Source organism: Ferroacidibacillus organovorans (genome assembly GCF_001516615.1).
Lineage (GTDB): Bacteria > Bacillota > Bacilli > Alicyclobacillales > SLC66 > Ferroacidibacillus > Ferroacidibacillus ferrooxidans_B.
Map to the genome: position 1 here is coordinate 1 of NZ_LPVJ01000060.1, position 24822 is coordinate 24822.

At 51.8% G+C, this 24822-nt stretch carries 25 protein-coding genes and 2 pseudogenes; all 27 read right to left on the reverse strand.

Annotated elements, in window-relative coordinates; translation table 11 throughout:
- Positions 1–590: 590 nt before the first annotated feature.
- Positions 591–729 (reverse strand): annotated as a pseudogene (locus ATW55_RS16890) (hypothetical protein); the annotation flags it as partial.
- A 38-nt stretch (positions 730–767) separates the two neighbouring features.
- A complete protein-coding gene (locus ATW55_RS12835) occupies positions 768–1094 on the reverse strand; it encodes a L7Ae/L30e/S12e/Gadd45 family ribosomal protein (protein WP_067718433.1) in 327 nt (108 codons plus the stop codon).
- Positions 1081–1356 (reverse strand): RNase P modulator RnpM, encoded by a 276-nt coding sequence (gene rnpM, locus ATW55_RS12840; protein WP_067718437.1) that lies wholly within the window; start codon positions 1354–1356, stop codon positions 1081–1083. Before rnpM ends, ATW55_RS12835 begins: the two co-directional genes overlap by 14 nt.
- A gap of 9 nt (positions 1357–1365) precedes the next feature.
- Entirely contained in the window at positions 1366–2451 is a 1086-nt protein-coding gene (gene nusA, locus ATW55_RS12845) for a transcription termination factor NusA (RefSeq protein WP_067718441.1), read from the reverse strand.
- Positions 2452–2492: 41 nt separating this feature from the next.
- The gene (rimP, locus tag ATW55_RS12850) at positions 2493–2957 is read right to left on the reverse strand and encodes a ribosome maturation factor RimP (RefSeq protein WP_067718444.1); all 465 of its coding nucleotides are present in this window, start codon (positions 2955–2957) and stop codon (positions 2493–2495) included.
- A 242-nt stretch (positions 2958–3199) separates the two neighbouring features.
- On the reverse strand, positions 3200–7537 hold the full coding sequence (locus tag ATW55_RS12855; protein WP_067718449.1) for a PolC-type DNA polymerase III: 4338 nt from the start codon (positions 7535–7537) through the stop codon (positions 3200–3202).
- Positions 7538–7559: 22 nt separating this feature from the next.
- Complete coding sequence (gene rseP, locus ATW55_RS12860; protein ID WP_067718453.1) at positions 7560–8828, reverse strand: RIP metalloprotease RseP; 1269 nt, start codon at positions 8826–8828, stop codon at positions 7560–7562.
- Positions 8825–9991 carry a 1-deoxy-D-xylulose-5-phosphate reductoisomerase gene (gene dxr / locus ATW55_RS12865; RefSeq protein WP_067718456.1) on the reverse strand — a complete coding sequence of 389 codons (1167 nt, stop codon included), beginning with the start codon at positions 9989–9991 and terminating at the stop codon, positions 8825–8827. Before dxr ends, rseP begins: the two co-directional genes overlap by 4 nt.
- A gap of 20 nt (positions 9992–10011) precedes the next feature.
- Entirely contained in the window at positions 10012–10719 is a 708-nt protein-coding gene (locus ATW55_RS12870) for a phosphatidate cytidylyltransferase (protein WP_235587134.1), read from the reverse strand.
- A 140-nt stretch (positions 10720–10859) separates the two neighbouring features.
- Complete coding sequence (locus ATW55_RS12875) at positions 10860–11630, reverse strand: isoprenyl transferase (protein ID WP_235587130.1); 771 nt, start codon at positions 11628–11630, stop codon at positions 10860–10862.
- A gap of 37 nt (positions 11631–11667) precedes the next feature.
- Positions 11668–12225 carry a ribosome recycling factor gene (gene frr / locus ATW55_RS12880; protein WP_067718462.1) on the reverse strand — a complete coding sequence of 186 codons (558 nt, stop codon included), beginning with the start codon at positions 12223–12225 and terminating at the stop codon, positions 11668–11670.
- Positions 12226–12228: 3 nt separating this feature from the next.
- On the reverse strand, positions 12229–12951 hold the full coding sequence (gene pyrH, locus ATW55_RS12885; RefSeq protein ID WP_067718466.1) for a UMP kinase: 723 nt from the start codon (positions 12949–12951) through the stop codon (positions 12229–12231).
- Between the two features lie 116 nt (positions 12952–13067).
- The gene (gene tsf, locus ATW55_RS12890) at positions 13068–13721 is read right to left on the reverse strand and encodes a translation elongation factor Ts (RefSeq protein ID WP_067718471.1); all 654 of its coding nucleotides are present in this window, start codon (positions 13719–13721) and stop codon (positions 13068–13070) included.
- 59 nt (positions 13722–13780) lie between these two features.
- The gene (gene rpsB, locus ATW55_RS12895; RefSeq protein WP_067718474.1) at positions 13781–14479 is read right to left on the reverse strand and encodes a 30S ribosomal protein S2; all 699 of its coding nucleotides are present in this window, start codon (positions 14477–14479) and stop codon (positions 13781–13783) included.
- Between the two features lie 164 nt (positions 14480–14643).
- Positions 14644–15153: a hypothetical protein gene (locus ATW55_RS12900; protein ID WP_067718477.1), complete on the reverse strand. Its 510-nt coding sequence runs from the start codon at positions 15151–15153 to the stop codon at positions 14644–14646.
- A gap of 44 nt (positions 15154–15197) precedes the next feature.
- Positions 15198–15677 carry a chemotaxis protein CheD gene (locus ATW55_RS12905; protein WP_067718481.1) on the reverse strand — a complete coding sequence of 160 codons (480 nt, stop codon included), beginning with the start codon at positions 15675–15677 and terminating at the stop codon, positions 15198–15200.
- Positions 15677–16294, reverse strand: a complete 618-nt coding sequence (locus ATW55_RS12910; RefSeq protein ID WP_067718486.1) for a chemotaxis protein CheC — start codon at positions 16292–16294, stop codon at positions 15677–15679. Before ATW55_RS12910 ends, ATW55_RS12905 begins: the two co-directional genes overlap by 1 nt.
- Entirely contained in the window at positions 16291–16749 is a 459-nt protein-coding gene (locus ATW55_RS12915; RefSeq protein ID WP_067718490.1) for a chemotaxis protein CheW, read from the reverse strand. The genes ATW55_RS12910 and ATW55_RS12915 overlap by 4 nt, the downstream gene beginning before the upstream one ends.
- A 20-nt stretch (positions 16750–16769) precedes the next feature.
- Complete coding sequence (locus tag ATW55_RS12920; protein ID WP_067718493.1) at positions 16770–17642, reverse strand: MinD/ParA family protein; 873 nt, start codon at positions 17640–17642, stop codon at positions 16770–16772.
- Positions 17590–18984, reverse strand: a complete 1395-nt coding sequence (gene flhF / locus ATW55_RS12925) for a flagellar biosynthesis protein FlhF (protein ID WP_067718497.1) — start codon at positions 18982–18984, stop codon at positions 17590–17592. The genes ATW55_RS12920 and flhF overlap by 53 nt, the downstream gene beginning before the upstream one ends.
- Positions 18984–21017, reverse strand: a complete 2034-nt coding sequence (gene flhA / locus ATW55_RS12930) for a flagellar biosynthesis protein FlhA (RefSeq protein WP_067718501.1) — start codon at positions 21015–21017, stop codon at positions 18984–18986. Before flhA ends, flhF begins: the two co-directional genes overlap by 1 nt.
- Before the next feature lie 41 nt (positions 21018–21058).
- Entirely contained in the window at positions 21059–22141 is a 1083-nt protein-coding gene (gene flhB, locus ATW55_RS12935) for a flagellar biosynthesis protein FlhB (RefSeq protein ID WP_067718504.1), read from the reverse strand.
- Positions 22138–22791, reverse strand: a pseudogene (locus tag ATW55_RS12940) (flagellar biosynthetic protein FliR); the annotation flags it as partial. The pseudogene ATW55_RS12940 and the gene flhB, both read right to left, overlap by 4 nt.
- A gap of 132 nt (positions 22792–22923) precedes the next feature.
- Entirely contained in the window at positions 22924–23193 is a 270-nt protein-coding gene (gene fliQ / locus ATW55_RS12945) for a flagellar biosynthesis protein FliQ (RefSeq protein ID WP_067718511.1), read from the reverse strand.
- A 56-nt stretch (positions 23194–23249) separates the two neighbouring features.
- A complete protein-coding gene (gene fliP / locus ATW55_RS12950; protein ID WP_067718658.1) occupies positions 23250–23981 on the reverse strand; it encodes a flagellar type III secretion system pore protein FliP in 732 nt (243 codons plus the stop codon).
- Between the two features lie 40 nt (positions 23982–24021).
- Positions 24022–24450 (reverse strand): FliO/MopB family protein, encoded by a 429-nt coding sequence (locus ATW55_RS12955; protein ID WP_082685845.1) that lies wholly within the window; start codon positions 24448–24450, stop codon positions 24022–24024.
- A gap of 4 nt (positions 24451–24454) precedes the next feature.
- Positions 24455–24817, reverse strand: a complete 363-nt coding sequence (locus tag ATW55_RS12960; RefSeq protein ID WP_067718519.1) for a response regulator — start codon at positions 24815–24817, stop codon at positions 24455–24457.
- Positions 24818–24822 lie beyond the last annotated feature (5 nt).

A 24822-nucleotide genomic window follows, 5' to 3' on the forward strand; every position in this document is an offset into this window, starting at 1 on the left:
TGACTTTGACGAATGCGAGAAGCGACTTCAATCGCGTTTGACTTCGTATGATTGCACAACACGCCTGTTTTTTGATCGCGGGTTTCCGTTTGGCGCTTGTGACTGCTCTACAGCAGTCACCGCAGCGCCATCCTGCACTGCGTTCGTCGCGCGTGCAGTCCGTTCTTCGTAAGAACGATCACCATACCGATCGCGAGAACCTTGCCCTTGGACGCGTCCCTGCCGCGCTGTTGCGCCACCGTTTCGATCCGAGCGCGCTCCCGCCTGAAGCTGCGTCGAACGCGCTCCCGTGATCGACGAATCATCGCGTGAAGCCTGACCCATTGGCGCTTCAGCGATAGGTTCTCTCGCGACAGGCGGTTGTTCCTGCTCGAACGTCACTGAACTTGATCGCTCAAGGTTTGCGGATTGATGCTCATCATCCTTGCGAAACGGTGCAAGCACGGCCCCATTGGCCTTTCGCTCATTTCCATCTTTCTCGTTCAAACCATTCCCCGTGATACTCGCCTCTCCCTCACTGCTGCTTTGTTCTAGCAACTGCTTTTTGCGCGCAGCCTCTTGCGCCAGAATCCGCTGTTGTTCAGCTGCCGTTTTTGTGGCGGCACGCGCCTTCACATCTGAAAAAAAACTCTCAACAGCAGAAACCATCCCCGGTTCCATGACGCTCATATGATTATTCACCGGCATGTTTAAGCGTCCCAGAATCGTAATGATTTCTTTGCTCGACATGTTTAGTTGTTTAGCATATTCATAGACGCGCAATTTTGTCAAAATGCGCTCACCCCCTGAATTTCACCGAGCGCCTCGCGAATGCTTTTCACGAATCCCGGAGAAGTGACCGCAATCGCGGTCCGCGCCTCTTTACCAATCGCCTTCCCCAGTTGACTCCGATCAAAACAAACGACGAGAGGAACTTGGTAATACCTACACTTGTCAGCGATTTTTTTTGCCATGTTGTTCCCTGCGTCTTTGGACAGGATCACAAGACCCGCTGAGCGCGTCCGAATCGCACGCAGTGTCATCTCTTCTCCACTCACCAGTTGGCGAGAACGCGCTGCAAAACCGAGGAGCGAAAACACATCAGTCACGGTCATCACCTCTTAGATGGCGTGACAAAGTGTCATACACTTCGCCGGGAACGCTTGTTTTCAGTCCGCGATCCAGCGCACGCCGTTTTTTTGCCGTTTCAAGACAATCCGGATTGGCGCAAAGATACGCGCCGCGACCCGCCTTTTTCCCTGTGGGGTCAAGAGAGATTTCACCATCTTGTGTGAGGACCACGCGTGTCATTTCACGCTTTGGTTTCATCTCTTGACAACCCACACACTGACGAAGCGGTATTTTGCGTGGCACCATCGACCCCCCCTAGTCTTTTGCAAACGCCTCCAGATTGAGCTTCGCAAACACAGACTGGCTTCTGCCGAGATGACTCTCATTTTTGATATCGACTTTGTAGCCTGTCAACTTTGCGGCAAGTCGCGCGTTCTGCCCCTCTTTTCCAATCGCCAAAGAAAGTTGATGATCAGGAACGACCACTCGCGCAATCTTTTCACCCTCGACAATCTCGACGTCGACAACTTTGGCAGGAGACAGGGCGCTCGCCACGAAAATTCCAGGATCGACGCTCCACTCCACCACGTCGATCTTTTCGTCGCAAAGTTCGTTTACAATGGTTTGTATCCGCATCCCTTTAGGGCCGACGCACGCACCGATTGGATCAACATCCGGATTGCGCGAATACACGGCAACCTTTGAACGCGACCCTGCCTCACGCGCCAGACTTTTGATTTCTACCACGCCATCATAGATTTCTGGCACCTCAAGCTCAAAAAGCCGCCGCAAAAGTCCCGTGTGAATGCGGGACAACATGATCTGCGGCCCCTTTGTCGTCTTTTCGACACGCGTGATCAATGCCTTGATGCGATCTCCGATGCGCAGCACTTCACCTGGCAACGCTTCTCCGACAGGGAGAAGCGCCTCCGTCCGCTCAAGATCGATATAATAATTTCGATGGTCCATGCGCGTTACGACGCCTGACGTGATCTCTTCTTCAAGATCCGCATAGGCATTGTAGATAATTCCGCGCTCTGCCTCGCGGATGCGTTGAGTGACAACCTGTTTTGCCGTCTGCGCGGCGATGCGCCCAAAATCGCGCGGCGTCACCTCAAGCTCGACGATATCGCCGAGTTGAAATCGTGTGTCGATCTGTTCTGCAGCCTCTTGCGCAATCTCCAAGCGATGGTCGCTGGGTGACTCAACGACGGTTTTACGCGCGTACACGCGGATCTTTCCAGTCGTCCGTTCGATTTCCACACGCACATTTTGCGCTGAGTTAAAATTGCGCTTATACGCAGAAATAAGCGCCGCCTCGATCGCTTCAAGGACGACCTCACTGCTAATCCCTCGCTCTTTTTCCAACTGCTCGAGCGCTTCCATAAAATCGGCATTCATCGCCGTCGATTCCCCCTTCTCACCGCGTCTGAACATAAATCTCACCAAACGATCGAAAGCCTGGCGCTCGCAACCTTATCGAGCAAAACGGGCAGGCGTTGATCGTTGACTTCAATCTCAAGTGTTTCATCCACAAAAGAAAGAAGTGTACCTTCTACTTCTTTGTGGCCTAGATATGGTTCATAGAAACTGAGATAGACACGTTTGCCGACAGCGCGCTCAAAATCGCGTGGTTTTCGCAATGGCCGTTCCGCACCTGCAGAGGAAACTTCGAGGAAGTAAGCATTCGGGATCGGGTCCGACTCATCAAGGAGTATCGAAAGCGACTCGCTCACCTTCGCACAGTCATCAAGATCCACGGCGCCCTGAGGACGATCGATAAAGACGCGCAACATCCAATTGGCGCCTTCTTTTTTGTACTCTGTCTCAACCAATTCCAGGCCGTTCTCGCGGAGGACAGGAGCAACCAACCGCTCAACGAGATCCGTCACCTTTTGCCTTGCCATAAACGACCTCCCAAAAAACCATCCGTGAACGAACTTCTCGAACACGCAGCACCCGTAGCCAATCGACGGAACACCCAAAGGTGACACTGCACATACACAAACGAAAGAGTGGGGAAACCCCACTCCGGTAGCACACTTTGGTATGTTACGTCGCGTTGGTGAAAGTATACCACCTTGCTCCTCTCATTGCAATGCGCACCATCCATCGAGTCATCTCACACTGCGCACGGCTTTTTACACACCTAGAAAAGCGAGAGTTGATTGGTTTCGGGGAGATCGGACAGCGCACCGTAACCGTTTAAAAGATCAATGATCGACTTGCTCGCCCGTCCGCGCTCCCGCAAATCTTCCCACGAAATAAAGGGAGATTCTGCGCGCGCCTTCGTAATCGATGTCGCAGCGGCAGCGCCTATGCCAGGAGCTGCCGCAAACGGTGGCAACAACCCGTCACTTTTCAGCAGAAAATGAGTCGCATGGCTCTCATCCAGCGATAGCGGATAGAATTTGAACCCTCGGCGCGTCATCTCAAGCGCCACCTCAAGGACGGTCAACATATCCGCCTCCTTGTTCGACGCCTCTTTGCCTTTTTGCTCGATCTCGCGCACGGCGAGTTCAATCGCGTCGGCGCCTCGATTCATCACATCAAGATCAAAATCGCTCGCGCGAACCGTAAAATACGCGGCGTAAAACGCCAGCGGGTGATAGACTTTAAAATACGCGATGCGCACTGCATTCAGAACATACGCGGCGGCGTGCGCCTTAGGAAACATATACTTGATCCGCTGGCATGATTGAAGATACCAGTCAGGCACGCCCGCCCCACGCATGACTTCCATATCCTCATCTGATAGGCCTTTTCCTTTGCGCACGCTCTCCATGATGCGAAACGCGCGCGATGGATCAAGCCCTTGATAAATCAAGTACACCATGATGTCGTCACGACAACAAATCACTTGAGAAAGCGGGATTTTACGCGTACGGATCAACTCTTGCGCATTATTGAGCCACACATCCGTGCCGTGCGAGAGCCCAGAGATGCGCACGAGGTCAGAAAACGTTGCCGGTTTTGTATCTTCGAGCATCTGGCGCACAAACTTTGTGCCAAACTCCGGTATGCCAAACGTCCCCGTGTTTGAGTGAATCTCCGCCGGAGTGACCGACAACGCTTCCGTTCCGCGAAACAGCGAGACAACATTCGGGTCATCCACAGGCACTCGCCGTACATCCACTCCCGTCAAATCTTCCAGCATGCGAAGCACGGTCGGATCGTCGTGGCCAAGAATGTCGAGTTTCAAGAGATTGTCGTGAATGCTGTGAAAATCGAAATGAGTCGTGCGCGTCTGTGACGACGAATCATCCGCGGGATGTTGGATAGGACAAAAATCATAAATCTCGTGATCGCTAGGAACGATGATAAGGCCCCCTGGATGTTGGCCTGTCGTGCGTTTTACTCCTTCGCACCCTGCCGCAAGCCGTCTCATCTCAGCGGGACGAAGCCGTTTTCCTGTCTCTTCTGCCCACTTTCTCACATAACCGAATGCCGTCTTGTCGGCGATCGTCGAAATTGTTCCTGCGCGAAAAACATACTCTGAGCCAAAAAGCTCCTCAGTATAGCGATGCGCGCGCGCCTGATACTCGCCAGAGAAGTTAAGGTCAATATCTGGAACCTTGTCCCCTTTAAACCCGAGAAATGTCTCAAACGGAATGTCTTGGCCGTCTTTAATCAGCGATTTTCCGCACGACGGACAAGCGCGATCAGGCAGGTCAAAGCCTGAACCGACCGAACCGTCCAAGATGAATTCTGAGGTTTTGCAAACCTCGCAGCGATAATGTGGCGGCAGTGGATTCACTTCTGTGATGTCAAGGAGTGTCGCGACGAAGGATGAACCGACCGAACCACGTGAACCGACGATATACCCGTCACGCAGCGACTGTGTCACCAATTTTTGCGCGATTAGATAATTCACCGCGAACCCATTTGTGATGATACTGTGAAGTTCTTTTTCGACGCGCTCTGCCACCACAGGGGGCAGTTCATCGCCATAAAGCGCGTGAACACGCTCTGTCGCAAGACGCTTTACATCGTCATCAGCGCCCTCCATGAGCGGTGGATAAACGCGATCGGGCAGCGGACTGAACGACTCGATTTGATCGGCGATACGGTGCGTATTGTCAACGACCACCTCGTGCGCACGCTCACCAAAATGCGCGAAGTCTTCCAGCATCTCTCGGGTTGTGCGAAAATGCAGGCGTACGCGGCTTTGCGCGCGCGAGTCCCGTTTGTGTTGCGGAATGCTGTTTTTGACAATTTCGCGAAACACCGCATCTGACTCACGCAGATAATGGACATCACCTGTCGCGACGACAGGCTTGTCCAGTTTGTCGGCAATCGCCAAAAGTCGCTTATGGTACTGGCGGATAACGGAGGGACCGCTGACTTCTCCCGAGTCAAATAACTCCGCATAGTGATCGACGGGTTGTACCTCAATAAAATCATAAAAGTCAGCAATCGCCAGCAACTCGTCATCCGATTTGCCGCGCAAGAGCGCCTGAAACAGTTCACCCCGGTGGCATCCCGACCCAAACAGCAAACCATTTCGGAATTCAAGCAAAAGCGATCGCGGGATCCGCGGCTCGCGATGCAAGTACTTCGTGTAAGAGAGAGAGATCAGTTCATACAGGTTGCGAAGGCCTGCACGCGTCGCCGTCAGGATCGTCATATGGTGGGGCCGCGACCGCGAGACACTGGTTTGACTGCGTCCAAGCGCGTTTAGGTCATCAAGTGTTGTGGCCAAACCTTCTTGTTTGATGTGATCCAGCATTTTAAAAAAGACGTGACCTGTCGCCTCAGCATCTGCGAGTGCGCGGTGGTGGTTTATAAGCGTAATGGAAAATTTTTGCGTCAATGTCTTTAACTTGTGGTTGCGCTCCCCCGGATAGAGGCAGCGCGCGAGTGACAGCGTGTCAAGAAGCGGTTGATCAAAGCGCGCCATTCCAAGCTTGCGGCATTGAACGTCTAGAAAACTCTGATCAAACTCCGCATTGTGGGCAACAAGTACCGCACCTTCACAAAACGCCTGAAACTGTGGCAACACCTCTTCCACAGAAGCGGCAGATGCCACCATATCGTTCGTGATCTGCGTGATCTCAGAGATTTTCGGAGGAATAGAGCGTTTGGGACGTATCAATTGCGAGAACGTATCGATGATTGTCCCTTTACTCATTTTTACGCCAGCAATTTCTATCAGTTCATCTTCTGCAGCAGATAATCCAGTGGTCTCCGTGTCAAAGATGACATAGATCTGATTGTCAAGATCGACATCTGGCCTGCTGCGCGTTACAACGGTGAGACCCGCATCGACCAGATACGCCTCAACGCCGTACAACACATCAATGCCAAACGTTTTGCTCGCCTTATACGCATCAGGATACGCTTGCAAAGCACCGTGGTCCGTGACAGCAATCGCGCGATGCCCAAGCGAAGCTGCATGTTTTACGAGATCAAACGCGGAGACCACACCGTCTAGCGTGCTCATTTTTGTATGCGCATGCAGTTCGATCCGCTTTTTTTCCATCTCATCTTTTTGCGCCGGCACGTCAATCTGTTGCAGATCGCGCACCATCATGACCAGTTCACCGTCGTGAACGTCAAACTTTGTCGAGCCGCGCACACGCAAATGAATTCCATCACAGATCGCATCGAGAGCTTCTTCTGATGAATTGGGGTTCGAAAAATATTTGCATGTCAGAGAATCCGTTTCATCGGTTAAAAACCATTTATAAAGTTTGCGGCCATTTTTCAGCGCCTGAACGTCGACGCCGAATATACGGCCTTCGATCACAACGCGGTTCATCTCATCTTGAAGCTCTGCGCAGCTTCTCGCCGCTTCTTCAATCGCCCCCCCGATTTGCAGGCGCGAATCCGCCGGCACGGACGGTTCATCCGATGTCGCCTGTTCTGCCTGCTGTCTGCCAAACGCCACGCTCGTCGTTTCAACCTCGCGACGAAACGCCTCCACAATCGCATCGCGATTCTCGTGAAGCCTAAAAACAAGTTGCGTTTTAATGCCCAAAAACACACCCAAGAGCATTTCGATGCGTCGGGTGAGCTTGGTGAGCGCAGCCCCGTCGGGAAGTGTGGCAACAAAGAGCGTCAAGCAGTTTTTTTCATAGTGATAGCGCGCGTGCTGAAGCATTCCCTGAAAAAGCGGCTGCTCTTTGGCGACAGCGTAAAGGAGTGCGCTAAACGCCTGTGCCTCTTCAATCTCATCACTTGCGAAAAAAGCGCCAGGGTTCTCCTGCGCCACATCCAATTCGATCGCAGGCGCCGCCTTGCGAAGTCCTTGCCAGATTTGGCATAAGGCCGGCCAGAGGGAAGGCGAGAGCGCAGGCAAATGAATGCGCAGACGTCTCGACCTTGTCTGCACACTCACTTGCGCTCTGGCGCGCTTCAGTTCTTGTACAGCGTTCGTCACATCATCAAGCAGTTTAAACGTCGGGAGCGACCGACCGAGCATCTCATCCGCTTGTGTCCCCTCGTTCTCCCGACGCGCGTCTACATCCATGGACTCTACAGACATGTCAATTTACTCCCGCGTCGTTTTAATGCAACTGTGTGACATCTAGATATGTGCGAAACACCGTAAACAAAATGAGGATCGCAAAGCCAATCGCGTGAACAGCATACTCTTTTCGCGGATCAACAGGTCTACCGCGAATCCACTCAACAATCATGAACAAGATGCGGCTGCCATCAAGCGCAGGAATCGGCAACAGATTAAAAATCGCCAGATTCAGGCTCAGAACAGCCGTCAAATTGACCAAGTTAAGAATGCCGAGTTGTGCCTGTTGACCAATAACCTGCACAATTTTCACGGGTCCACCAACATCTTTCACAAACGCTGTGCGACTCGTAAAAAGGTGGCCCAGCGCCTGATAAATCATTTGGGTATACGCGACTGTCTGCTGAAATCCGCTCTCAATCGACGGAATCAAGCCGTGCGTCACAGCTGGCGTTATACCGATAAACCCCATACCGTCCGAGCGCTTTTCAGGGGTGACCGTCAGATTTTGATCGCGACCATTGTGAGAGACCGTCATCGGGATCGGTTTGTTGGGATGTGTCTCTATCGCAAGAACCAATTGCGACCAATTCTGTGTCGCAGCATTTCCCACGGACACAATCGTATCACCCGCGACAATGCCCGCGCGACTTGCGGGGGAGTTCGCTTCGACAGACGCAATTTGCGGCGGAGACGACAGTGTGCCCACCGACATTGCAACGATCGAGAGCAAGACAATCGTCAAAAAGACGTTCATGAGCGGACCCGCAAAAACAATCAGCATCCTTGCAAACAAAGGTTTTTGCATCATCTGACGATTCGGCGGCGCCATGGGAATGCGGTCTTTTCCATTGGCAATCCATGCGCGAAGCGCAAATGGATAGGTGTGTACACCGTCTCCTGTCTGAAGGGTGACCGTAAACGTCTTGGTTGTATCGATCGCAACAAGCGTCCCTTTCATAGCGTGCTCACCGCGCACATCGATCGGTTCACCAATCAGGGTCACTGCACCCGACGAATCGCTGAGAATCGCAATTTCTTCGCCCGTCTTAAAAAGTGCATCTTGAGGCATTTCCCCTGCCAATTGAACAAATCCGCCCAGTGGGAGCAAGCGAATGGAATACTCCGTCTCCCCGCGGCCAAACTTAAAAATTGGTGGTCCAAACCCAATCGCAAATTTGGGAACTAAGACGCCCGCCTTTTTCGCCACGATGAAATGCCCAAACTCATGGATCGTGACAAGGATCAAAAAGACGATCACCACACTGAGAATGGTCCGCACGCCACCGTCCAACAGCCACGAAATCAATGCATCCCCACCTGCTTTCGAATCCTTTTTTCAGTCTCTTCACGCGCAAAGCGATCGGCGTCGAGAATTTGTTCAAGGGTCGGACGATAAATAGGTGTGTGTGACTCCACGACCGCAGCGACCATATCAATGATCTTAAGGTAAGCAAGCTCTCCGCGCAAAAAAGCGTGTGCCGCCACTTCATTGGCAGCATTCATCACCGCCGGTATCGTCCCTCCCATTTTACCGCATTGCACAGCAAGCGTGACGGCGGGAAACGTCTCATGATCAAGCGGCTCAAACGTCAACTGCCCAATCTCTAAAAGATTGACCCGCGGAAGTTGCGAATCCTTGCGGCCGTGCTTATAAAACAGGGCATAGTGAATGGGGATGCGCATGTCGTGGGCACCCAACTGCGCCATGATCGATCCATCGCAAAACTGAACCATCGAGTGGACAATGCTCTGGGGATGGATCACCGCCTCGATTTGCTCAAGCGGAATCTGAAACAGATGATGTGCCTCGAGAATTTCCAATCCCTTGTTCATCAGTGTAGCCGAGTCTACCGTAATTTTAGAACCCATGGACCAATTCGGATGCGCGAGCGCCTGATCTACCGTGACATCTCGCAATTCAGCGGGCGTTTTCCCGCGAAACGGCCCGCCAGACGCAGTGATCAGCAGTTTTTCGACGGTTTGAAGCGCACTCCCTGAAAGACATTGGGCGAGTGCGACATGCTCGGAATCGACCGGGATCACATTCGCCCCTCGCAAACGCGCCGTCTCCATCACCAGGGGGCCTGCCGCAACAAGCGTCTCCTTGTTTGCCAGTGCCACATCGCAACCGTTAGAAAGCGCGGCGAGTGTCGGCTCAATGCCGATTGAACCGGACAAGGCGTTTACGACAACCGCGCTCTGATCATAAGCCGCAAGTTGCTGCAGGGCAGTTGGCCCTGAAAAAACAGTAAGATCAGGAAATTGATCCGCAAGTCGTACCGCATCCGCGTCCGATTCGAGTGCGACCGCGGCAGGCTTTACCTCCTGAATCGTCGCTAGAAACCGCTCTGACAAACGTCGGGCGCTTACTCCTGCGACGTGAAACGCATCGCGATTCGCGCGGACGACGTCAAGGGTCTGGCTGCCAATCGAACCTGTGCACCCCAGAAGAATCAGCGCTTTTGACATGCGTACACCCCAATCCATCCTTAAGAAATATATGCGGGAAAAAACCAGATGATAAAATGGTATGCGATGGGCGCAGCAAGAAGCAGGCTGTCAAACCGATCAAGCAGCCCTCCGTGTCCAGGTAACAGCCATCCCGAATCCTTTACGGCATAGTGACGCTTAAGCGCTGATTCCACGAGATCACCCGTTTGTCCTGCAATCGATATGAGCGCCCCAAGCAATGCGAGCATCCCCCAGTCTTTCAGCGCGTGCGGCAGCATGAGAACACCTGTCGCAACGGTCAATACGATTGCTAGCACAAGCCCTCCCAGCGCCCCAGACACCGTTTTTTTCGGGCTTACCTCCGGCATCAATTTACGTCCGCCAAGTGCTCGTCCTACAAAAAAGGCGCCTGTGTCTGTCGACCAGATCGCGATTAAGATAATCAAGACAAAAGCAAGGCCGTGCGAGGTCTCGCGCAAGTCAAGCAACGTGCGAAACGCATAGCTTGAATAAAGCGCGCCCGCAAAAAGCACACCCGCTCCAGAAAAAGAAAACGACTCCCGACGAACGATGGTCAACACGAGCAATGCATAAAATAGGGCAAACCAGAATCGCTCAAAGCCAGGCCATAAGACGATCAAGATCGCAAAGGCAATCGCTACGACACTCTCCGCACTGGTCTTTGCGATCTTCATCATCGTACCGATCTCAAGCGTGCTGACAACGGCGATCGCCGCAAACAGCATTCCCAAAAAAGACGCCGCCCACCCACAGTGCAGATAGCACCAGGATCACGCCGAGCACGGCTGTGATGACTCGTTGAAAGAGCACCAGAACACCTACTCCAAAGTATACTTTCACGCATCGCGCGAGACCAAGATTCCCTTTATTTTAACCCGCCAAAACGTCGCTCGCGTCGTCCGTAGGAATCGAGTGCGGCAAGAAAGTCTTCACGTTGAAACTCTGGCCATAATTTATCACAAAAATAGAGTTCTGAGTACGCAATCTGCCACAGCAAGAAATTGCTGATCCGCTGATCGCCAGACGTGCGAATCAACAGGTCAGGATCTGGAATGCCCGCGGTTGACAAGTGAGAGGACAAAAGGGAAGCGTCAATATCATCAGACGATATCTCACCCGTCTCAACGCGCTTTACAATGGCTTTTATAGCCTCGATAATCTCCAGGCGGCTGCCATAGTTTAACGCAAACTGAACAACCATTCCCGTATTGGGGCGAGTCATTTCTTTCGCACGTTCAATTGTCTTTTGTGAGGCAAGCGGGAGATGCGTGGTGTCGCCAATAAAGCGAATCTGAACATTGCGATCGACGAGTTCTTTGATATCGCGTCGAAAAAACTCTTCAAGGAGCTGCCATAAATATTGAATTTCTTGGCGGGGACGTTTCCAGTTTTCCGTCGAGAACGCGTACATCGTGAGAAATTTAACACCAACATCATCGGCCGCGCGAATCACATCTTTCATCGATCCCATACCAGCGTGATGGCCTGCCATGCGCGGGAGACCCCGCACCGTAGCCCAGCGCCCGTTGCCGTCCATGATGACAGCGACATGTTGAGGGACAGGCATCCCTTCCGATATCTGTGGACCAACGCTTCGCGCTTTGCCCTTAAACATGGATTTCCAGTTAGGTGCCATGATCTTCCCTCAACCCATTCAGACCTCAACTCGTTTGTTAGACCTCAAGGAGTTCGCGCTCTTTTTGCGCAAGCAGACGATCAATCTCAGCGACTGTTTTGTCAGTGACATCTTGAATCTTCTCTTGGAGGCGACGGCTCTCATCTTCAGGAAGAAGAGACTGTTTCTCAGCCTTTTTCACATCATCATTCACATCGCGGCGAACATTGCGCACGGCGACGCGCCCCTCTTCAGCAAGTTTTCGAATCACTTTTGTCAACTCGACGCGGCGCTGTTCTGTCAATTGGGGCAATACCAAGCGAATGACGACACCATCGTTTGACGGTGACAGCCCAAGATCAGATTTCATGATCGCGCGCTCAATATCATTCAGGCTGCTTTTGTCCCAAGGCTGAATCATCAATGTCCGTGAATCTGGCACACTGATATTGGCCATTTGCGAGATCGGCACCATAGAACCATAATACTCAACCAACACTTTGTCGAGTAGCGACGGTGTCGCGCGTCCCGCGCGGACGGTCGCAAAGTCTCTCTTTAACGCCGCAACCGATTTTTCCATGCGCTCTTCTGCCTGCTTAATATAATCCACACTCATAACTCAAGACTCCCTTCGAACGATCGTGCCGATCTCGTCACCGCGAACAGCGCGAACGATATTCCCATCGATCGAGATCGAAAAGACCAAGATGGGAATGTCATTATCCATGCAAAGTGAGGTAGCCGTGGCGTCCATCACCCCGAGGCCTTGACTGAGAACGGTCATGAAGGTAAGCGTTTCATATTTTGTGGCCGTCGCCACTTTTTGCGGATCAGCCGTATAGACACCATCCACACCATTTTTGGCCATCAAGATGACATCTGCGTCAATCTCTGCGGCGCGCAATGCCGCAGTCGTATCCGTTGTAAAAAACGGGTTGCCCGTTCCACCCGCAAAGATGACCACGCGCCCTTTTTCCAAATGGCGAATGGCCCTGCGGCGAATGTACGGTTCAGCCACCTGTCTCATTTCAATCGATGTCTGAACGCGTGACGGCACCTCAAATTTTTCAAGCGCGTCCTGAAGCGCGAGTGCGTTTAGCACGGTCGCCAGCATCCCCATGTAATCTGCGTGCGCGCGTTCCATTCCTTGGCCGCTCGCCGAGGCTCCACGCCAAATATTTCCTCCACCGACGACGACCGCCACTTGAACACCAAGCGCCGTCGCCTCGCGGATTTGCTCAGCAACCGCCTTCACGACATCCGATGAAATGCCAAAACCGCCTTCACCCGCCAACGCTTCCCCACTAAGTTTTAAAACAACGCGGCGATACTTCATCCCCATTTTGTACCCCCCAACAGTTTATGGCATAGGATGTCGCACATGAAATGAAATGGATCATCACACACTTTTGCACAGCGGGGCAGAAAAGAGGAACACGTCACCGTGCTCCTCACCGATCACTTTTTCACTTGTGACATAACCTCTGCTACAAAGTCATCCTGTTTCTTTTCCAAACCCTCACCCATCTCGTAACGCACAAACCGGCGAATTGAGATGTTTTCACCAATCTTGCCAATCTTCGTGGCGACAAGATTGGCGACTGTCACAGAAGGATCTTTGACAAATGGCTGTTCAAGCAGGCAAAGATCCTTTAAATACTTTTCAACCTTACCCACGACAATCTTGTCGACAATCGCTTCCGGTTTTCCCTCGTTCAACGTCTGCTGACGAAAAACTTCCGTCTCGTGATCGACGACCTCCTGAGGAATATCTTCCCGGCGGAGATACTCTGGCCGCGAAGCCGCGATGTGCATCGCAATATCGCGCGCCAGCATGCGAAACTCGTCTGTCTTTGCAACAAAGTCAGTCTCACAGTTGATTTCAACAAGGACACCAATCCGCCCGCCCGCGTGAATGTACGACTCAACAACGCCTTCTGCCGCGATGCGTCCCGCTTTTTTGGCTGCCGAAGCGAGTCCCTGCTCACGCAAAAACTCAATCGCCTTCTCCATGTTTCCATCTGTTTCCGTGAGCGCTTTTTTGCAATCAAGCATGCCAGCGCCTGTCTTCTCGCGCAACTCTTTTACTGCTGCAGCTGTGATCGTAGCCATCCTGTATCGACTCCTGTTTCGTTCAAGAAGTAAGTTTAACAGCGATGTTCAAATAAGAATCAAGACACAGACTCTTCGTCTTGACTTCCTTCCAAAATCGCATCTGCCATTTTGCCACACAAAAGTTTCACTGCTCGAATCGCATCGTCATTTCCCGGAATCACATAGTCAATCTCATCTGGATCACAGTTCGTATCAACGATTCCAACGATTGGGATCCCCAATTTTCTCGCCTCGGCAACTGCGATGCGCTCTTTGCGCGGATCGATAACAAAAAGTGCGCCAGGCATCTTTTTCATATCCTTGATACCGCCCAAAAATTTTTCAAGACGCTCTTGCTCTTTGCGAAGCAGGATCACTTCTTTTTTGGGAAGCACATCAAAAGTTCCGTCTGACTCCATGCGCTCAAGCGTGCGCAGTCGGTCAATTCGCTTTTGAATTGTTGTAAAGTTTGTAAGTGTGCCACCTAACCAACGTTGATTGACATAGTAGCCGCCACAGCGAAGAGCTTCGTCGCGAACAGAATCTTGCGCCTGTTTTTTCGTTCCCACAAAAAGCAGAGTCTTGCCTTCTGTCGCGATCTGGCGAACAAACTGGTACGCCTCTTCAACCTTTTTTACGGTTTTTTGCAGATCAATGATATAGATACCGTTGCGCTCCGTGAAAATGTAACGATCCATTTTCGGGTTCCAACGACGTGTTTGGTGACCAAAGTGGACACCTGCTTCAAGCAATTGCTTCATGGATACGACTGCCAATGGTATTCCTCCTCAAGTTTTCCCTCCGCGCCTTCGCTGAGTGAGGCCCTGGCATGCCAGACTTGCCCACCCTCAGGCTGCGTGTGATTTCAACCTGCGAAAGTATACCATATGGATGGTTTCAGAACAAGTCACCTTCAGGTACTTTCACACGTATTCCGTCTTTAAAAAGGTGCCTTCACCTGGTCTGAATCAGGTGTTTGCAACATGTTCTTGACCAGTTCAATCTCGCCAATGCTCATTTGAAACTCACCCGCCAAAGTCCGCGCCTCTTCGCCTGCCATGATTCGGCGGGCAAGTTTTTTATAGCGCGGCGGCAGGAAGTCGGGAATCCCCGTTCGCTCTTTGGCATTTTTCACTTTTACCAAAGGTTCCTTGATCATCTGCATCTGCTCCAACTCAAGAAGACGCCTTCTCATCTCTGCAATAGCATTTTGGTCTATGCTTAATTCTTGATATCGGTTGGCAAGGCGCGCCATCTCTTCGCTCAACATTTGTGTCGTGCGCAGGAGCGCGCGGTACTCATCTTCGATCTCCTGCAATTTGATACTCGCCGTCTTTATCCATGACGATGACTCCCGTGAAGCGGGTTTTGACTTTTGAAATCGCAATGGGTAGATGACGATAACAACCGTCACCAACAGCAAAACTACCTGAAAGGCCAGGATTTGCACATCTCAAACCTCCTGCGGATCACTCATCCATATGAACAAATTCATTATACGGTATAGGGCGGCGCCATGGCGGTTCTGATGTGATAAAGTCCGGTTTCCGCATCCAATTCGACCGTCCGGCCAATCGAGCCCCCCACTTCCTGCGCAATAATCTCAATCGCTGCAGCGTGGAGTATCGCGCGGACCGCCTCTACATTGCGCGGACCGACACGCGCAACGTCCGGTAGCGCCGCAGAGTGAAACATCTGCGCCCCACCGGCAATCTTCGCCTTGATGCGCGAACGTCTCGCGCCTTCTCGCTCCATCAATTCAAGCAGATGGGGAACACCTGTGTTTGCATACTTCGCCGGATTGCCGTCGTGGTGTCCTACACTTGAGGGTAACATGATGTGGGACAGCCCAGCCACTTTGACATGTGGATCATACAGCGCAATTCCAACACACGAGCCAAGACCAAGCGTCCGCAAAACATTCGGCGCGTGCGCCACCGCCGCATCTGCCATGCCCACCTTCACGATCACCATCATGGTTCAACCTCGACACCAAGCGCATGAAGCAAGATATTTTCTTCTCCCGGATCGGGCAAAAAGAAAATGTGGGCGTGATCATCTTTTAGAGACGACGCGAGCTGTGTGTGAATGATCATCGCGTATCCGCGGCTCTCGGCCCCCGTCAAAAATCCGATGGTGAGGAGAGATTGCGCCATGTCAAAGGCGGTCGACGGAACGGAAGGAGACAACTTCAACTTTGTAAGCGTTGCAAGAGATGAAAGGTAACTACCGGCCATAATATTTCCAATCTCTGCTAAAGCGGACACTTCCATCGCAGCAAACGGAGCTTCTTCATCAACTGCCGGCAGCAGATTCGCAATCAATCGCTTTGCCGCGCTGATCGATAGAATAAGAAAAAGGTTTCCAGAAAGTTCCCCTTCAACACGCAAAAAAACGCATGCCACAACCTCTTCGGGGCCGCCGACGAGATCTGCGACATGGTCAAACTCGACCAACTCAACAAGCGGGACATTCATGTCGACGCGGTGGTCAAGAATGGTTGAGAGCGCTGTCGCCGCGTGGGCTGACCCGATGTTTCCAATCTCTCGCAAGACATCCTGAGCGGCTGGCGGCAGATGGATACGCGTCATTGAACCATTTCCATTCCGCTGCGAACCGCATCTTTTTCTTCATCCGTAAAAAGCGCGTCAAGATCGAGCATCATGATGAGTTGCTCGTTTTGCCGGATGACGCCAAGCAAAAATTCCCGGCGCAGCGACAAGCCAACACGCGGCGCAGGCTGACGCGCGCCATCCTGAACTTCGATCACATCCTGGGCCGCATCGACGAGGAGTCCCACCCACTCGTCACGCGTCAAAACGACAAGCATTCTGCGTTCATGCTCACTTGATGTCGACTCGTAGGAAAACCGTTCGGAAAGATCAATGACGGGGACGATCTGCCCGCGCAGGGATGTCATGCCTTTTACAAAAGTCGGGGCATAAGGCACAAGCGTGAGCTCTGGAATTCTCTCGATCGATTGGACACGATCTACCGGCACGGCGAAGCGTTCTGCACCTACACGAAACAGCACAACCTTTTCCACATCGATCTTCCCCTTACCTTCTAAATGTGAGATTTGCGATAAAAACGTTCGACAAATGCCCGAATGCCGCGCGGCGGCTGGGCAAGATCATTCCCATGAACAGCCACATGCGCCATTTGGGCGATATTGCGCGACGCTCTTGACTGTGGCTCAAGTACAAGATGCGGTGTTTGTTTCTGAATCGCCCGTTTAACCGCCTCATCCTCGGGAATTGAACCGAGGTGCTGAATCTTTATGTCAAGAAAACGTTCGGCGACCAATTTAAACCGCTGCGCTGTAAGCGCGCCCTCTCGCGCGTCAGCAGTGCGGTTGACGACAAGTCGAACGAGCGGTGTACGCCCGTGCTGCGAAATGTACTTTAAAAGTGCATAGGAGTCTGCGAGTGACGTCGGTTCAGGCGTCAAAATTAAAACGAGGTCATCGCTAAGCCCCATCATCTCCGCTGAAAAACGGCCAAACCCTGCTCCAAAATCAATCAATATCCTGTCGTAATCCCGCTGCAGCGTCAGCAGTTCCCGGGTAAAACGTGAAAGCTTCACGGCGGCGTACGATTCATCCAGAAGCAAAGAAGCGCCTCCAGATGCAAGCTGTACACCAGGATAGCAGGTGACAAACGCTCCGCGCAGTGACACTTCCCCACGCAATACGGAAGACAAGGTATATGTACCGCGCACTCCACTCAGGATATCAAGGTTTGCAAACCCGACATCTCCATCAAGAATTGCAATCTGCTGACCATATTGCGCCAGGGCAATCGCGTAGTTTAATGCAAAATTCGATTTCCCTACACCGCCTTTGCCTGAGGCAACCGCTGTAATTCGGGTGTGGCTGAGATACGCGTCAGTCGTCTGTGCCTTCGTCCATTCGCGCAATCGCTCTGCTTGATCCACCACGTTCGTCTCTCCTCTGGAAAATTGAAATTATCGTGTGGAGATCCGCCTCAAACAAGTCATTCGGCACATGCTGACCGTTTGTAATATAGGATAACGGTTTATTGAACTCTGCGCTCATTGAGAGAGCAAGTGACGGAAGCATTGATTCGTCGTGTTTGGTAAACAGTAACGCATCGACATGCATCGTTGACAACGCAGTCATCATCATCTTGGTCTCAGCATAGCGAGCGTTGAGACTAAGCGTCGCATAGATCAGGTCGACCGACAGCGCGCCAATCACCGCCTGATGCTCTAAAATGGCTTGTTGGTCAAGGTAGCTGCGCCCCGTCGTATCGACGAGGATCAAATCACAAGCCGCCAGCTGTTCAAGGCACCCCGGAATCTCATCAGGCGATTTGGCGACAATCACCGGAATGTTTAAGATGGTTGCGTAGATACCGAGTTGTTCAACCGCCGCGATGCGAAACGTGTCAACGGTAAGCAGTCCCACCTTGCGTCGATCGCGCAGTTTTGCCTGGGCCGCAAGCTTGGCGATTGTGGTCGTCTTGCCGACGCCTGTCGGACCGAGAAAAAGGACGCAACGATCATCCGTTCGTATTGTGCGCGGGGGCAGCGTGAGCGTCTGCTCTACAAAACGAGCAATCGTGTCATCAAGACTGCGCGTCGGTTCTGCGGATTGAAAATCCTGGAATTTTTTTATAAGCTCCGCTGACATCCCCGTTTCGCGCCAGTGACTCATAAGCAACCCAAGCTCAGTCGCTTCAGCGTCCGCTTCTTTGGCGACCATCGTCGCGATCATCATTCGCAAGTCTTTAATGTCCCGCGCCATCTGCGCTGTGGAGTCCATCGCTTGCACCGAATCAACAAGCGTTACGGATGGCGCGCCAGCGCGATCAACCAACTCCATGGCAGTTCGTCGCGACTGCGAGACCGCGGGGGGTGTGTCAAGAGGCTTTCTTCCTGGCGCGCTCTGCGCGCTCACTTTCATAGTCTCACCACGGTCTGTCACACTCTCGCGCTGTAAAAGAGGCGGCAATGCAGGATCGTCACTTTGTAGTGCATTCATGTCAAGAAACGTGCCTGTCGCCGCCGCTTGAGGTACAAAAGGATGTATTTTTACTGGTTGCTGCAGTTGTTCGGATTTTTGCGCACCGCGTTCATCCTGCACCTTCGCACTATCGACGGCCGCAACAACCTCATACCACTGTGCACCAAACCATCCCAAAAACCCCGGTGCGCGAATCCGCCTGCTGGACAGAATTACAGCTTCTGCCCCCAACTCCTGTTTGATTGCATCCATCGCCTGAGGCATGGTCTTATAGACAAACTTCTTAATGAACATTAGAGATTTACAACCCCCCCACTCTCAATCGGTGCATCCGGATCCAGTTCTGCATACGAAAGAACCGAAAGATCTGGAAGTGTGCGTTGAATAACTCTGCGCAGTTGTGCGCGAATGGTTGGCGACACCAAAAGAATCGAGTTCTTACCTAGCGCCGCCAAGCGATTGATATGCTCTCCCAAATTTTTGATCAACTGCGCCGTAAAGCGCGGATCAAGCGCCAACTGCGAGCCTTGTTCACCTTGTGTCAAGTGTTCTTGAATTCGGCGCTCTGTCGCCTGACTGAGCGTGATCGCCGTTATCGATGGCGCGCCTGAACGCACCTGATCTGTAATCTGTCGCGCGAGGCGCTGTCTGACATACTCGGACAGCACATCGGGATCCCTTGAGAATCGCGACTGATCGGCAAGCGCCTCAAGGATACTCACCAAGTCGCGGATACTCACGCGCTCGCGCAGAAGATTGCATAATACACGTTGCACGTCTCCCACGGCAAGCAGTTGCGGAACCAGCTCTTCAACCAGGACAGGGTGGCGTTCTTTCACCGCGTCAAGCAGTGTTCGCACTTCCTGGCGCCCCAACAGTTCTGCAGCGTGCGTCTTTAAAATTTCAGTGAGATGCGTCGCAATCAGCGATGGCGGATCGACGACGGTGTAGCCAGAGAGAACCGCGCGCTCGCGCATCGTGTCGTTGACCCACTCTGCCGGAAGTCCAAAGGCAGGCTCTTTTGTCGGGATGCCCACAATCATCGGATCAGAGACCGGACCGCTCATGGCCAAGTAGTGATTCGGTACAAGTTCAAACCTCGCAACCTCTGTCCCGCGAATTTTAATGATATACTCATTCGGTTTTAATTGCAGATTATCACGAAATCGTATCATAGGCACTACAATCCCCAGTTCAAGCGCACATTGTTTTCTGATCAAACCGACGCGTTCCAGAAGATCTCCGCCTTGATTGCGATCTGCCATGGGCACCAAGGCGTAACCAAACTCAAACTCAATCGGTTCGATATGAAGCAATGCGTACATGCTCTCTGGGCTTTTGGTCGTCGCCGTTTTCTTTTGCTCTGCTTCTTGCAGTGCGCGCGCGTCCGTCTCTTTCTTCCGTCTGACCAATCGCCGCGAAGCAATCAAAAAAAGGATTGCAGCAGGAAGCGTCGGCAAGATGCTGATGGGCGTGAACACGCCTAGCAATACGATCAAACCCGCCACGATAAAGAGCATGGTAGAATTCGAAAAAATCTGTTGCAATATATCCTTTCCAAGATGCTCAGATGTCGCTGACCTCGTCACGATAAGACCCGTCGCTGTGGACAAAAGGAGTGCCGGAATCTGACTGACAAGGCCATCGCCCACTGACAACTGTGTGAATTGAGAGATCGCTTGAGAAAATGAAAGATTGAGTTGTGCCATTCCAACGATAAAGCCGCCGATGATATTGACGGCAACGATGATCATCGAGGCAATTGCATCCCCTTTGACAAACTTGCTCGCACCGTCCATCGCGCCGTAAAAGTCCGCCTCTTGCTCGATCGCCTTTCTCCTTTGTCGGGCTTCCGCTTCATTTATAAGCCCCGAGTTCAGATCAGCGTCAATGCTGATCTGTTTTCCGGGCATGGCATCAAGTGTAAAACGCGCTGCGACTTCAGCGACCCGCTCGGCGCCGCGCGTGATGACGATAAACTGAATGATGATCAGAATGAGAAACACGATGACTCCGACCACCGCATTGCTGCCGATGACAAAACTCCCAAATGTTTCAATCACATGGCCAGCATAGCCCTGTGTGAGAATCAGTCGTGTCGACGATACGTTCAAAGCCAGCCGAAACAATGTCGTCACCAATAAAAGTGAAGGAAAGACGGAGAAGTCAAGCGCTTCACGAATTGACATGGCGACAAGCAACACGGTGAGAGAAATGGAGAGATTGATAATGAGCAACACATCCAACATCGTCGGAGGAATTGGAATGACGAGCATGGCAATAATCCCGATGATCCCGAGCAGCGGCAGCCATACAAAACGACTCATCAAGCGTTCCTCCTCTTTGCAGAAAAAATAAAGTCACCCAATTAGGAGAGTGCGTGCCCGCGCAAGCGATACACATAGGCCAAAACCTCTGCAACCGCCTGAAACAGTGACCCCGGCACGAATTCATCCAGTTCAACAGTCTGATACAGCGCTCGCGCAAGCGGTTTATTCTCGACAATTGGCACGTCGTGCTGACGCGCCACCTCGCGAATTCGCTGTGCTGTCTCGTCAATGCCTTTGGCCACCACTTGGGGAGCAAGCATCGTTTTTGCGTCATAGAGCAACGCGACGGCAAAATGGGTGGGGTTTGTGATGATCACATCTGCTTTTGGCACCTTCTGCATCATTCTCCGGCGTGCCATCACTCTCCCCTGTTCGCGTATTCTTCGGCGCATTTGCAGATTTCCTTCTTGGTCGCGCTGCTCATCACGCACATCCTGCCGTGACATGCGCAACGACTGGGAAAAATGATGGCGCTGATAAAAATAATCGCCAACCGATACAGCGGCAAACATGACTGCGGAGTAAAGCAAGATGGTGTTAGCGTTTGTCAAATAGGAATCAATGATAACGGGTGTTGATGACTCCATCAGAAATGCGTATTGAACCTGTGTATGCACCACCGCGGCATAGAGCGCCACGCCAATTAAGCTCAGTTTGAGAATCGACTTGATCAACTCAATGACCGCGTTTAGGGAGAACAGGCGACGGGTTCCTTCAAGTGGGTTAATCTTCGAAAAATCGGGCATGATCGACGAAAGCGTAAAGAGCGGTCCAACTTGAAAAAAAGAAACGAGAATTCCGATCAGCATGATGGTCGCGACAATCGGCAAGAGTGCAAGCCCCACCTGAATTAGCCCAGGCAGAATGAGTTGCTTTATGTGAAGCGTCTGTTGGCTCGCTGAAATAACAAACAAACTAAGGCAATTTTGCAAGAGCCGCGTCACCGCGCCAAGCAGGTTGCCGCCAAAGGCTGACATGCCCAAGATAGCCGCCAGAAAGCTTAGACTTGAAGTGAGGTCCGCGCTTTTTGCGACACGTCCCTCGCGCCTTGCATCCTGTTTTCGCTTGGGTGTGGCCTGTTCCGTTTTTTCTGCGAAACGCTGCAATTGGAGTCGAATCACGGGTGAGATCCCCCAAGCATTTGAATCATTCTGTTTGTCTCCTCATTCATCGCGAGCATGACTTGTGAAAAGGCGACTGTCAGATCCGGGATCAACAACAGAATCAGGGCAATTCCTACAAAAAGTGTGATCGGCAGACCGACGAAAAAAACATTCATTTGAGGCACGGCGCGCGACGCGACGGCGAGTGAGACATTTGTCAGAAAAAGCGCGAGAAGGATCGGCGCGGCAACCTCGACCCCAAGCAACGTAAGCGAAGCGAGCGCGTCAAGCATGGTGCTGGATACGCCCTGTGCGCCAAAGTGCGCCTGCCCCAGCGGAATGACATGAAAGCTCTGAAACAAAGCAAGAAACAAAACATCGTGACCGTCGACGGAAAAAAACCATAGCGTGAATAGAACTGTATAAAGATTCGTTATAAGGCTTGTCGGTCCAATCGTTCCCGGGCTGACAAGCGAACTCATGGAAAAACCCGTTTGAACATCCAACAGCTCACCTGCAAACTGGATGCCAAGAAAGAGGGCATTCGCCACAACACCGATCGCAAAACCTGTTCCCGCTTCAAGAAAAAGCGGAACGATCATGCTCGACAGCGTCCCGGACAGCGCGGGATGAGGTAAAGAATTATAAAGTACCATCGACAAAAAAAAAGCTGAATAGCACCTTTACCATTCCGGGAATCTGAGCCTGGGGAAAGCCTGGCATGATACCGACAAAACTCACGACACGCGTAAAAATCAAAAGAAACACCCAGACGTTTTGCAAGACAAACACGGTCAACATCAATTTACAAATTGACCGAGATTGCCGAGAATATTGCTCGTAAAATCGGTAATTTGCGATAGCATCCATGGTCCAGCAAGGAAAAGAACGACAATGACTGCGACGATCTTCGGAATAAATGTCAGGGATTGCTCCTGAATCTGCGTCGTGGCCTGAAAAATACTGATCAAAAGCCCGACGACAAGCCCCACCAGCAAGAGCGGCCCGGCAAGTTCTAGGATTAATAGAACAACCTGTTGGCCCAACCCAATCACAAAGTTCGCATTCACACAATCCCTCCGCTTGCCTACTCAATTCGACAAGATTTGACAAATTCCTCTTTCAGCTAGTGAAATCCATAGAGTAGAGAGCGCACGACAAGATACCAGCCGTCTACCATGACAAAAAGCAACAACTTAAAAGGAAGTGAAATAAGCACAGGCGGAAGCATCATCATCCCCATCGACATAAGCGTTGTGGCGACGACCAAATCGATCACAAGAAACGGAATATAAATCATGAATCCGATTTGAAAGGCAGTTTTAAGCTCGCTGAGCGCAAATGCCGGAATGAGCGTTGTAATTGGCAAATCGGTTAAATTGGACGGCGTTTTTTCGTGTCGATACGTTAGAAATAACTGAACATCCGCCACGCGCGTCTGTTTTGCCATGAATACTTTAAACGGCTGCTCGGCTTCTGCCAGTGCCGCGGTTTGTGAAATGCGTCCCGCCAGATAAGGCTGCAGTGCATTGTGATTCACGGCAGAGAACGTCGGCGCCATAATAAACATAGAGAGAAAAATGGCAAGCCCGATCAACACCTGATTGGGCGGCGACTGTTGCAGCGACAGGGCACTTCGCACAAAAGACAAAACGATGATGATACGCGTAAACGAAGTCATCATGATAAGAATCGCGGGAGCGATACTCAGCACCGTAAGCAGCAAGATAATCTGTAAAACGCCCACGGTACCCGAAGGCGTGGTGGGTGCCGCGAGATGAATCGAGAGCCCAGACGAAGAGGTTTGCGCGTGTGCAAGCACTGCGGGCAACGCCAAAGACAAGGCAGGTGCGCCCATCCACACAATGCTTCTCTTCACATCCAACTTCCCCTCTTCATCAATCTGAATGCTGTGTGCGGTACTTCATGATTCCGTCAATCCGATTTGAAAGAAGTTCCGAAAACGCCGCCTCGTCAGTGAGCGCACCCTGTTTTTGCAGCCGGTTTTGCAGCCACGAAAAAGCAGGCTCCACAATCTGACTCTCACGCTGTGTGCGCGTCAATCGAGCAACCAGTTCTTCATCGTCAAACCGCGCCACACACGACACATCGCTTCCTACTCCAAGAAGCAATACCGTCTTCTCATCAAAGACGACCACCTGCAATGTCTTGTTCTGGCCAAGTGGATGAGCCGATACAATCCTTAAAACGCGTGATCGTCCATGCGCACTCGGCACGCGCTTGCCTAACAGACGAATCGTGTAATAGGCAAGCACGAGAATAAAGCAAAAACTGAGAACATACCGCAAAACCATGATCGCACTCATTCGACTAACCCAGCGTCTTCTTTACAGCTTCAACAACCCGCTCAGCCTGAAAAGGTTTAACAATAAAGTCGCGCGCGCCAGCCTGGATGGCCTCGATAACCATCGCCTGCTGTCCCATCGCGGAGCACATGATTACTTTTGCCGAAGGGTCAAACGCCTTTATCTCGCGCAAAGCCTGAATTCCATCCATCTCTGGCATCGTGATGTCCATCGTCACAAGGTCTGGTCGCAATTCCTTGTAACGCTCAACAGCCTGCGCGCCGTCATTGGCCTCTCCGATCACCTGAAAACCATTTTTCGTAAGGATTTCTTTGACCATCATGCGCATAAATGCCGCGTCATCCACAACGAGTACGGTTTGATTCATTGTCC